Genomic DNA, 11324 nt, shown 5'->3' with positions numbered 1-11324 from the left:
CGCCGTGCAGGCCGCCGCCGTCCTCACCGACGCCGACGTCCGCACCGTGCGCGACGCCTGGACCCCCGCCACGACCGGTGTCGTCGAGCCGCAGCACGCGGTCGACGCCGACGTGTGGCGCCGCTACCGCGCGCTGGCCGACGCCCGCCAGCCCGACGAGACCCCGGAGTGACGATGGACCTCTACCTCGACAGCGCCGACCGCACCGCGCTCGAGCCCCTGCTCGCGACGGGCCTGTTCCGCGGCGTCACGACCAACCCGCTGATCCTCCAGCGCGGCGACGTGCGCCTCGACGCCGTGCCCGACCTCGTCGCATGGCTGCTCGAGCGGACCTCCGAGGTGTTCGTCCAGACGACCGCGCACGACGTCGACGCGATCGTCCGCGAGGGCCACGCGCTGCGCACCCTGTCCGACCGGCTGGTCGTGAAGATCCCCGCGACGCAGGACGGCCTCGCCGCGACCCGCCGCCTCGCCGACGACGACGTCCCCGTGCTGGTCACCGCCGTCTACGACGCGCGCCAGGCCGTCCTCGCCGCCGCCGCCGGCGCCCGCTGGATCGCCCCCTACCTGGGCCGCATGACCGAGTCCGGGCGCGACGGGCACGGGCAGGTCGCCCGGATGGTGCGCGTGCTGGAGGGCACCGGCACGCAGGTGCTCGTCGCGAGCATCCGGACCGTCGACGACGTCGTGACGCTCGCCGCCGCCGGCGCGCACGCCGTGACCCTCGGCGCCGCCGTCGCCCAGGACCTGTTCGTCGAGCCCCTCACCGACGCCGCGCTCGCCCAGTTCGACGAGGCGGTCGCGGCTCTCCGCTGACAGGCGCTCGTCGGGCGGTCGCCCTGCGAGGACGTGAGCCGCCTCGGACGGCCGAGAGTGCCCTGTCGGGAAGGCCGTTACTGAAGGCTATGGCCCTAGCCTTCAACAACCGCTGTGGTTGCTGAAGGCTAGGGCCACGGCGCAGCCCCGTCCCGAGCGATCCTTCTCGGCGTCGGGTCAGCCGGCCGTGCAGGTCGCGGACAGGGCGCCGCCTGCGGTGCCCGTGGCCTGGAAGCCGAACTCGGTCGACGTGCCGGCGGCGACAGAGCCGTTGTAGGCGACGTTCGTCAGCTGGATCGCACCGGTGCTGCCCGAGCGGTTGCTGCTCCACGCGTTCGTGATGGTGGCGCCCGACGGGAGGGTCAGGCCGACGGTCCAGCGGCTGAGCGGTGCCGAGCCCGCGGTGACGCGGACGTTCGCGACGAACCCGCCGGTCCACTGGTTGACCGACACGGTCGCCGAGCACGCGCCGCCGGGGTTCGACGTGGGGGAGACGGTCGGCGTCGGGGTGACGGTGGGGGTCACGGTCGGAGTAGGCGTCGGCGTCACCGTCGGCGTGACGGTGGGCGTCGGCGTCGGGTTCGGCCCGTCGGTCAGCACGGGCGTCGTCCACGACGCCCAGTCCGACAGCCGCCCCTGCGCCTTCGCGGAGATGCGGAACGTCCCCGCGGACGAGCCCGTGCCGAGCAGGTGCTTCTGGATCGCCTGCTGCAGCGGTGCCCGCCACTCGGCGCGGTTCGCGCAGTGCGTGCCGTCGGAGACGTCGGACCAGTACGTGATGTTCGACGACGCCCCGAGCGCGCGGTACACCTCGGCCCCGCCGAGGGCGGCGACGGAGGCGGACCGCGGACCGAGGTTGGCGATGTGCGGGTTGTCGAGGACGAGCAGCCCGCGGGGCGCGACGAGCCCGACGACCTGGTGCGTGTCGATCGGCAGCCGGTTGGGGTTGCCGGTGAACGACCCGAACGCGTCGCCGAGCCACGGCTGCTCGCCGTACGCGCTGGACAGGCTCTGCGCACCCTCGCCGGGGATGCCGCGGAAGATCGGCACGCCCGCGCTGCCGGACTCGATGGGGATGGTGAGCGCGATGCGCTCGTCGAACGCGCCGATGACGAAGGCACCCTTGCCGAACCGCGAGCAGCCGGTGACGCCGGTGGCCTCGGCGCGCAGGACGCTCCCGTCGGACTGCTCGATGACGTCGATGATCCGGCTGACGCCCCACGCCCAGGCCATGAGCAGGCCGGTGCTGCTCGACGACCCGTACAGCGTGTAGAACGCGCCCTGCTTGTTCGCCCGGCCCGTGCCCTCCTTCCCGACGACGTACGGGTCGTACGTGACGACGGCGGCGCCGGCGGCCTTGATCGCGGCGGTGTCCGCCCCGAACCCGCCGAGCACGACGACCGCGGGGAACGGGCCGGTCCCGCTGGGCAGCTCGACCCGGGCGGTGAACGACGACGAGCGTCCCTGGTGCGAGGCGTTCACGGTGATCGAGGTCCGGGTGACCGACCCGCTGACGCTCGACGGGCGCCCGGGCTTCTCGCCGTAGACGAACTTCTCCGCGAGCCGCTTGGTGAGCTCGCGCTGGCAGCGCCAGTCGGCCTTCGACGTGATCCGCGACCCGTCGAGCCGCGCGAACGGGTCGGGCAGGCGGCTGTTCGTGGGCAGCGTCGACTGGTCGGGGAGGGTCGGGACGGCGCAGTCGGCGCCGGAGTCCTCGACGCCGGCGGCGGCCGCGGCGGGTGCTGCGACGGGTGCCTGCGTCAGCCCGACGGCGGTGAGTGCGACGACCGTCAGGGCGACGACCGCCGTCCGGGCGACCGGGCGACGCCGCGGGCCGGCGCCACGAGGAGCAGCAGACGAGCGTCGATGGAGAAAGGCGGTTCCAGGCACAGGTGTCTCCGTCCGCGGTGGGGAGGAGCGGCGGGCAGGGCAGCACCGTCGCTGGTCACGGACGTTGCGAGCCGCCCGGACCCCGCTCACGGTCGGCGAGCCGCGTCAGGCGGTCAATGCGCGCAAAACGATTCGCCGCGCACCGGGGATATCGAAAACAAAGGCACGGCGACTACCGCAAGAATGTGAGCGCGCACACGCGATGGTCAGCGGTCGTCGTCGTCCTTCGGCCGCAGGATCTTCAGCGGGATCCCGGCGATCGAGGGGTCGGGCACGGGCAGCGTGTCGAGGTCCTCAGCAGGCGCGGGGAAGGAGGAGGGCTCCGGTCCGACCCACAGCCGCCACAGCCCGTCCTGGTGGTAGAGCACCCCGGGCACGACGAGCAGCGCGCGCCCGGACGGCAGCTGCGCGGCGAGCAGGGGCACCTCGTCGGGCGGCACGAACCCGATGACGACGTTGCGCGCGCTCAGGACGAGCCGGGTGCCGCGGCCGCGGTCGACGCGCAGCTCGACGGTGACGGGTCGCTCGGCGGCCCGCTCGTGCATGGTGAGGGCGGCGACGAGGGACGTCTGCAGCGCGGGCGCCTCGGCGGCGACGAACCCGTCACCGACGACGCCGGTGACGTGCGGGCGACGGCCGAAGATGCTCATCCGTACCGCCGGTCCCCGCCCTGGGTGTACTTCGTGGCCCCGGTGATGGCGGCGAGGATGCTCTCGTAGCTCGCGGTCCCCGCATCGAACGACCCGTTGTTGCGCCCGTGCCGCAGCACCTCGATGCGGTCGGACACCGCCCGGACGTCGACCATGTTGTGGCTGATGAGGATGACGCCGAGGCCGAGCTCGCGCAGACGCTCGATGTGCGTGAGCACCTCGGCGGTCTGGGCGACGGACAGCGCCGCGGTGGGCTCGTCGAGCACGACGATGCGCGGGTTGCCGATGAGCGTGCGCGCGATCGCGACGGACTGCCGCTGCCCGGCGGACAACGCGCGCAGCTCGGTCTTGACCGACGGGATCGGGCTGTTGAGGTCGTGCAGGATCCGCTTGGTGGTCTGCTCCATCTCGCCGTCCTTGAGCCCCGAACCGCCGCGCGTGAGCTCGCGGCCGAGGAACAGGTTCGCGGTGACGTCGAGGTTGTCGCACAGCGCGAGGTCCTGGAAGACGGTCGCGACGCCGAGCGCGTGCGCGGCCGACGGCGACGTGATCGAGACGGATTCGCCGTCGATCTCGACGATGCCGGAGTCGGGCGTGAGCACGCCGGACACGATCTTGGCGAGCGTCGACTTGCCCGCGCCGTTGTCGCCGACGAGCGCGACGACCTCGTGCGCGTGCACCTCGAAGTCGACGCCGACGAGCGCCTCCACGGCGTTGAAGCTCTTGGTGATCTGCTTCATGGACAGCAGCGGCACACGGGGTGGCATCGTCGCCATCGGTCGCACCTGCCCTTCGTCCTTCACGGTCGTCCCAGTCATCATGCCTCCGAGCGGTTCATGCGTCGGCCCGCTCCTGAGCGGTCACCGGCGGGTCCAGGTCGACGTCGGCGTGCTGCATCACCAACGCGATGGCCCCCGCGACCTCGGCGGCGTTGCCGAGCTCGGCGGGGATCACCTCGAGCGGGGCGATCTGGTTGAGCAGGACGCGCCGCCGCAGCGCCTCCCGCATGGGCTGGAGCAGGATCTCGCCGGTCTCGGCGAGCTCGCCGCCGACGACGATGCACTGCGGGTTGACCGTCATGGCCGCACCGGACACGACGGCCCCGATCTCGGCGCCCGCGTCCGCGATGACCTGGGCGCACCCGGGATCCCCCTCGCGGGCGCGCTGCACGACGTCGCGCAGCGTGAGGTTGCCGTGGGTCGCGCGCAGGGGCTCGACGATCGCGCGCGCACCGACGACGGTGTCGAGGCACCCGCGGCTGCCGCAGCGGCAGATGTCGCCCTGCGGGTCGACCTGGACGTGGCCGATCTCGCCGGCGGTCCCGGCGAACCCGCGGTGGAGCTGGTGGTTGATGATGATGCCGGCGCCGGTGCCGTAGGAGGCGCGCACGTAGACGCTGTCGCGGTACTCGCGCGACGCGCCGCGCGTGCTCTCGGCGAGGGCGCCCAGGTTGGCGTCGTTGTCGACGTAGACGGGCAGCGCGAGGCGCTTCGACAGGACGTGCCCGACGTGCACCTCGTCCCAGCCGCGCATGACGCCGCGCACCGAGATCATGCCGGTCGCGTCGTCGACGGGGGCGGGCAGGCCGATGCCGATGCCCACGACGTCCTGCATCGCGAGGCCGAGGCGCTCGAGCAGGTCGACGACCAGGAGCGCGGTGCGGTCGAGGGACGTGTCGACGGGGTGGTCGACGGGCATCGGGAGCACGCGCTCGGCGAGCACCTCGTGCGTGAAGTCGGCGATCGCGACGCGGATGTGGCGCTGCCCGACGTGCACGCCGACGGCGAGGCCGACGCGGTGCGCGAGCGTGACGAGCTGCGCGCGGCGGCCGGTGCGGATCGTCGTGCGGACCTCGACGACGCCGTCGGAGACCAGCTGCTTGACGATCGTGGACACGGTCGCGGGGGAGAGGCCCGTGGCACCGACGAGCTCGACCTGGGTGAGTCCGCCGTGCCGTTTGACGGTCTCGACGACGGCGCTGCGGTTGGCTTCACGCAACGAGGACTGCGAACCGGCCACCGCCTACCGTCCTCTCACGCGGCAGAGACTACCTGGCCAGCACGAACGCGTCGGTAGGCCGGAAGTCGGATGTGTGTGCGAAGGCCGGGCCCCCGCGGCGACGAGCGCCGCCGGGACCCGGCCGGTGCGCGATCAGCGAGCGGCGCCCGCGCGGCGCTTGTTGTAGATGTCGAACGCGACGGCGAGCAGCAGCACGAGGCCCTTGACCATCTGCTGCACCGACTGGTCGATGCCCATGAGCTGCATGCCGTTCGACATGACGCCCATGATCAGACCACCGACCATCGCGCCGGTGACGCGGCCGACGCCGCCCGTGGTCGACGCGCCACCGATGAAGCACGCGGCGATGGCGTCGAGCTCGAACATGTTGCCGGCCTGCGGCTGTGCGCCGTTCGACCGCGAGGAGTACACGACGCCGGCGACGGCGGCGAGGAAGCCCATGTTCACGAAGATCCAGAAGTTGATCTTCTTGACCTTCACACCGGACAGCTCGGCGGCGTGCAGGTTGCCGCCGATCGCGTAGACGTGGCGGCCGAACACCGTCTTCGTCGTGACGATCTGGTAGGTGAGGATCAGGACGCCGAGGATGATCAGCACGATCGGCAGGCCGCGGCTGCGCGACAGCTGGTAGGCGAACGCCATGACGACGGCCGCGATGAGCACCAGCTTGAGCACGAACAGCGGGAACGACTCGACGGCCTGCTGGTACTTGATGCGGGCCTGACGGGCACGGAACTGGCTGAAGGCGTACCCGGCGATCGCGATCGCGAAGATCACGAGCGTGAAGACGTCGAAGCCCTGACCGCCGAGGATGCCGTTGAGGAAGCCGCCGGCGATCTTCTGGTAGGCCGCGGGGAACGGCGACAGCGAGACGTTCTCGAGCACCTGCAGCGTCATGCCGCGGAACAGGAGCATGCCCGCCAGGGTCACGATGAACGCGGGGATCCCGACGTACGCGACCCAGAAGCCCTGCCACGCCCCGACGAGGAGGCCGACGGCCAGCGCGGCGAGCACGCCGAGCCACCACGGGCTGCCGTTCTTGATGACGACGACCGCCGCGACCGCCCCGGTGAGCGCCACCACCGACCCGACCGAGAGGTCGATGTGCCCGGCGATGATCACGATGACCATGCCGATCGCGAGGATCAGGATGTACGAGTACTGCAGGACGATGTTGGTGATGTTGCCGGGGCTCAGCAGCATGCCGTCCGTGAGGATGGTGAAGAGCCCGATGATGGCGACGAACGCGATGTAGATGCCGCTCGTGCGCAGGTTGCGCGTGAAGATGTCCTTGAGACCCGCGACGGCAGTCATCAGGCGTTCTCCCTTTCCTTGGTCATGAGCTCCATGAGGCTCTCCTGGGTGGCCTCGCCGCGGGGCAGCTGACCGGTGACCCGGCCGAAGGCCAGGGTGTAGATCCGGTCGCAGATGCCGAGCAGCTCGGGCAGCTCCGAGGAGATGACGATGATCGCCTTCCCCTGGTCCGCGAGCCGGTTGATGATCGTGTAGATCTCGTACTTCGCGCCGACGTCGATCCCGCGCGTCGGCTCGTCGAGGATCAGCACGTCCGGGTCGGTGTAGATCCACTTGGAGAGGACGACCTTCTGCTGGTTGCCCCCGGAGAGCTTCCCGGCGAGCGCCATGACGGTCGGGCTCTTGATGTTCATGGACTTGCGGTAGTCCTCCGCGACCTTGATCTCCTCGTTGCCGTTGACGAAGCCCAGGCGGGAGAGCTTGCGCAGGCTCGCGGCGGAGATGTTGGTGCGGATGTCCTCGATGAGGTTGAGGCCGTACTTCTTGCGGTCCTCGGTCGCGTACGCGATGCCGTGGCCGATCGCCTCGTCGACGCTGCGGGTGCGGATCTCCTGCCCGCGCAGGTAGACGCGGCCGCTGATGTCGCTCCCGTAGGTGCGGCCGAACAGGCTCATCGCGAGCTCGGTGCGCCCGGCGCCCATGAGCCCGGCGATGCCGACGATCTCGCCGGCGCGCACGGAGAACGAGGCGTTGTCGACGACCACGCGGTCGGGCTGCGTCGGGTGGTGGACGGTCCAGTCCTCCACGCGCAGCACCTCCTCGCCGGGGGTCGACTCGTGCGGGGGGAACCGGTGCTCGAGGTCGCGGCCGACCATGCCGCGGATGATGCGGTCCTGCGTGACGCCGTCGCGCTCCATGTCGAGCGTCTCGATCGTCCTGCCGTCACGGATGATCGTGGTGGAGTCGGCGATCTCGGCGATCTCGTTCAGCTTGTGGCTGATCATGATCGAGGTGATGCCGTGGTCCTTGAGCTGGCGCAGCAGCTCGAGCAGGTGCTCGGAGTCGTTGTCGTTCAGCGCGGCCGTGGGCTCGTCGAGGATGAGGAGCTTGACCTTCTTCGACAGCGCCTTGGCGATCTCGATGAGCTGCTGCTTGCCGACGCCCAGCTGGCCGACGGGCGTCACGGGGAGCTCGTCGAGGCCGACGCGCGCGAGGAGCTGGGCGGCCTCGGCGTTCGTGCGGTTCCAGTCGATGAGCCCGCCGGCGCCCCGCTGCTCGTTGCCGAGGAAGATGTTCTCGGCGACCGACAGGTAGGGGACCAGGGCGAGCTCCTGGTGGATGATCACGATCCCCTTGTCCTCGGAGTCGTTGATCGACCCGAAGGCGACCTCCTCGCCCTCGAACAGGATCCGGCCGTCGTAGGTCCCGTGCGGGTACACGCCCGACAGGACCTTCATGAGCGTCGACTTCCCGGCGCCGTTCTCCCCGCAGATCGCGTGGATCTCACCGCGCTCGACGACGAGGTTGACGTCCTGGAGGGCCTTGACCCCAGGGAACGTCTTGGTGATCGACTGCATCTCGAGGATGGTGCTCATCCGCGTCCGACCGCCTCTCTGATAGCTCGTGGCGTGGGCCCGCCGGCCGGGCCGGCCGACGCCCTCGTGGGGCGCCGACCGGCCGCGGCGTGCGGCGTGGCCCGCGGGTGGAAGGTCAGGCCTGACCCTTCTCCACCTGCTCGGCCGTCCAGTAGCCGGAGTCGATCAGCAGCGCCTGGATGTTGTTGGCGTACACGATGTCCGACTCGAGGAGGTACGACGGCACGACCTTCACGCCGTTGTCGTACGTGTCCTTGTCGTTCGACTCGGGCGTCTCACCGGCGAGGAACTCGCTGGCGGAGGAGACGGCCTGCTCGGCGAGCTTGCGCGTGTCCTTGAAGATCGTCGAGAACTGGACGTCGTCCTGGATGAGCTTGACCGACGCGATCTCGGCGTCCTGGCCGGTGACGACCGGCATGGGCTTGGCGTCGGAGCGCGTCGGGCCGTAGCCCGCGTTCTGCAGCGCCGTGATGATGCCGCGCGACAGGCCGTCGTACGGGGAGAGCACGCCGTCGAGCTTGGCGCCGCCACCGTACGTGGAGGTCAGGAGGTCCTCCATGCGCTTCTGCGCGGTCTCCTGCTGCCAGCGCAGCGTGGCCGCCTGCTCGATGTCCGTCTGGCCCGACGGGACGGTGATGACGCCGTCCTCGATGTAGGGCTCGAGCGTGTCCATCGCGCCCTTCCAGAAGAAGTGCGCGTTGTTGTCGTCCAGCGAGCCGGCGAAGAGCTCGACGTTGAACGGGCCCGCGACGTCGGGGACGGCCACGCCGTCCTCGTCGAGGACACCGAGGCCCACGAGCAGCGAGGTCGCCTGCTGCACGCCGACGTTGTAGTTGTCGAACGTGACGTAGAAGTCGACGTTCTCGCTGTCGCGGATGAGGCGGTCGTACGCGATGACGGGGATGCCGGCGTCGGCCGCGGCCTGCAGCTGGTTCGCGAGCGCGGTGCCGTCGATCGAGGCGACGATCAGGAGCTTGGCGCCCTTGGTGATCATCTGGTCGATCTGCGACTGCTGCGTCGGGATGTCGTCGTTGCCGTACTGGAGGTCGACCTTGTAGCCCGCGGCCTCGAGGCCCTCCTTGACCGCGTCGCCGTCGGCGATCCAGCGCTCGGAGGTCTGCGTCGGCATGGCCACGCCGACGAGCTGACCCGCACCGCCGTCGCCGCCACCGCTGGTCGAGTCGTCCGTGCTCCCGGCACCACCGCCGGAGCATGCCGCGAGCCCGAGGGCCAGCGTTGCGCCGATGGCGGCGATGGAGATCTTGCGTCGCATCGTCCACTCCTTCTCGTCGTTGAGACGGCCGCCACTGGGGCGTGCCTGGGTTGTCGAACCGCGGGAGCGACCCGCTCGCTGCGCGGTCCCCCGTGGGGCCTGGTCGTCGGGCGACAGCGCCCGGCAGCACGCACCACGGTCCTGTGTTCGAGAATCGAAGTCAAGCGGGCGGATCTGTTTTTGGGTTTCGAATCCATAACGGTCCGGACGCCACCGCGTCACGGTGGGGAGCGCTTCCCCCGAGCGGGTGAAAGCCGATCGGGCGACGTCAGGACACGATCAAATCGATTCGTCCTGGCCGGGTCGTATCGATACGATCGATGCCTGACGCGACCGGCACGACCCGACCACCGCGCCCCTCCCCAGCCCGCCCACTCCTGTCCCGGGAATCGCTGTGCCCAAGGTCCTCACCGCCGGTCGCCCCTGGCGCGTCATCCTCCTCTTCGCCGTCCCCCTGCTCGTCGGCAACGTCGTCCAGCAGCTCTACCAGGCCGCCGACGCCATGGTCGTCGGCCGCATCCTCGGCGTCGACGCGCTCGCCGCCGTCGGCGCCACCGGCTCGCTGCTGTTCCTCCTGCTCGGCTTCGCGTGGGGCATGACGAACGGCTTCGCGATCCCCACCGCGCAGGCGTTCGGCGCCGGCGACCACCACGCCGTGCGCCGCTCCGTCGCGGCCGGCGCGATCCTGTCCGGGATCACGAGCCTCGTGCTCACCGTCGGCGCGCCGCTGCTCGCCGCGCCCGCGCTGCGGATGCTCCAGACGCCCGAGGAGCTGCTGCCGCAGGCGACGACGTTCGCCGTCATCAGCTTCCTCGGCGCCAGCACGATGATGTTCTTCAACTTCCTGTCCGCCGTCATCCGCGCCATCGGGGACTCGCGCACCCCGCTCGTGTTCCTCACGGTGAGCTGCGTCCTCAACATCGTGCTGGTCGTCGGCGCGGTGGCCTGGCTCGACTGGGGCGTCGGCGGCGCCGCGCTGTCGACCGTCGTCGCGCAGGGCGTGTCCGTCGCGCTCTGCCTCGACCACGTCCGGCGGCGCGTGCCCGTCCTGCGCGTCCACCGGTCCGACTGGCGGGTCACCGGCGACGAGCTGCGCCTGCACCTGCGGCTCGGGCTGCCCATGGGCTTCCAGGCGTCGATCATCGCGATCGGCACGCTCGCCGTGCAGGTCCGGCTCAACGAGCTCGGCTCCGACGCCGTCGCCGCCTACACGACCGCCGCACGCGTCGACGGGCTCGCGGTCGCGCTGCTCGCGTCGCTCGGCCTCGCCGTGTCGACCTTCGTCGCCCAGAACCTCGGCGGCGGGCGCCCCGACCGGATCCGTCGCGGCGTCGTCCAGGCCGCCTGGATGTCCGTCGTCGGGTCCGTCCTCATCGGCGCCGTCCTCGTCGCCGGCGGCGGTGCGATCGTGCGGCTCTTCGTCGGCGAGGGCGAGGAGTCCGTGGTCGGCATGGCCGCGCACCTGCTGCTCGTCAACGGGCTGCTCTACGTCGTGCTCGGCGTGCTCTTCGTGCTGCGCGGCGCCCTGCAGGGCCTCGGGCAGACCGTCGTCCCGACCGTCACGGGCGCGATCGAGCTCGTCTGCCGCGTCGGCGCCGCCGTGGTGCTCGGTGCGTCCTACGGGTACGACGGGGTCGTCTGGGGCAACCCGCTCGCCTGGATCGGCGCGGTCGCGCTGCTCGTCCCCGCCTACGTCGCCGCCGCGCGCCGCCTCGCGCAGCAGCCCGTCACCGGGGTCGGCGAGGTGCCGACGACGCTCGTCGCCGACGGACCCGCCGAGGGGTCGGCGGTGCTCGAGTCGGTCGTGCCCGACGTCGACGCGCTGCC

The 11324-nt window shown here is 71.1% G+C and carries 9 protein-coding genes; 2 read left to right on the top strand and 7 right to left on the bottom strand.

Annotated features, from left to right (window positions below; all coding sequences use genetic code 11):
* Positions 1-174 precede the first annotated feature (174 nt).
* Positions 175-816, top strand: a complete 642-nt coding sequence (locus HGA02_RS03290; protein ID WP_168677555.1) for a transaldolase family protein — start codon at positions 175-177, stop codon at positions 814-816.
* Positions 817-993: 177 nt separating this feature from the next.
* Here the strand turns inward: HGA02_RS03290 and HGA02_RS21575 are convergent, their stop codons facing one another.
* The 7 genes from HGA02_RS21575 to chvE all read right to left on the bottom strand — a co-directional run bounded on the left by HGA02_RS21575 (position 994) and on the right by chvE (position 9497).
* Complete coding sequence (locus tag HGA02_RS21575; protein WP_343035247.1) at positions 994-2706, bottom strand: glucuronyl esterase domain-containing protein; 1713 nt, start codon at positions 2704-2706, stop codon at positions 994-996.
* Between the two features lie 206 nt (positions 2707-2912).
* Positions 2913-3356 carry a hypothetical protein gene (locus tag HGA02_RS03280; protein ID WP_168677553.1) on the bottom strand — a complete coding sequence of 148 codons (444 nt, stop codon included), beginning with the start codon at positions 3354-3356 and terminating at the stop codon, positions 2913-2915.
* Complete coding sequence (locus HGA02_RS03275; RefSeq protein ID WP_168677551.1) at positions 3353-4132, bottom strand: ATP-binding cassette domain-containing protein; 780 nt, start codon at positions 4130-4132, stop codon at positions 3353-3355. Before HGA02_RS03275 ends, HGA02_RS03280 begins: the two co-directional genes overlap by 4 nt.
* Before the next feature lie 58 nt (positions 4133-4190).
* Positions 4191-5375 carry an ROK family protein gene (locus HGA02_RS03270; protein WP_168677549.1) on the bottom strand — a complete coding sequence of 395 codons (1185 nt, stop codon included), beginning with the start codon at positions 5373-5375 and terminating at the stop codon, positions 4191-4193.
* Between the two features lie 132 nt (positions 5376-5507).
* The gene (gene mmsB / locus HGA02_RS03265; protein WP_168677547.1) at positions 5508-6689 is read right to left on the bottom strand and encodes a multiple monosaccharide ABC transporter permease; all 1182 of its coding nucleotides are present in this window, start codon (positions 6687-6689) and stop codon (positions 5508-5510) included.
* Positions 6689-8224 carry a multiple monosaccharide ABC transporter ATP-binding protein gene (gene mmsA, locus HGA02_RS03260; RefSeq protein ID WP_168677545.1) on the bottom strand — a complete coding sequence of 512 codons (1536 nt, stop codon included), beginning with the start codon at positions 8222-8224 and terminating at the stop codon, positions 6689-6691. Before mmsA ends, mmsB begins: the two co-directional genes overlap by 1 nt.
* Positions 8225-8339: 115 nt before the next feature.
* Positions 8340-9497, bottom strand: a complete 1158-nt coding sequence (gene chvE / locus HGA02_RS03255; protein ID WP_168677543.1) for a multiple monosaccharide ABC transporter substrate-binding protein — start codon at positions 9495-9497, stop codon at positions 8340-8342.
* Positions 9498-9891: 394 nt separating this feature from the next.
* Between chvE and HGA02_RS03250 the strand changes: the two genes are divergently transcribed.
* Positions 9892-11324: MATE family efflux transporter (locus HGA02_RS03250; RefSeq protein ID WP_168677541.1), on the top strand; the 1433-nt coding region annotated here is incomplete at its 3' end.

It is taken from the genome of Cellulomonas septica (assembly GCF_012396155.1).
Taxonomy (GTDB): domain Bacteria; phylum Actinomycetota; class Actinomycetes; order Actinomycetales; family Cellulomonadaceae; genus Cellulomonas; species Cellulomonas septica.
The sequence above is the reverse complement of the archived record's forward strand: the minus strand, read 5'-3'. Positions and strand labels throughout refer to the sequence as shown.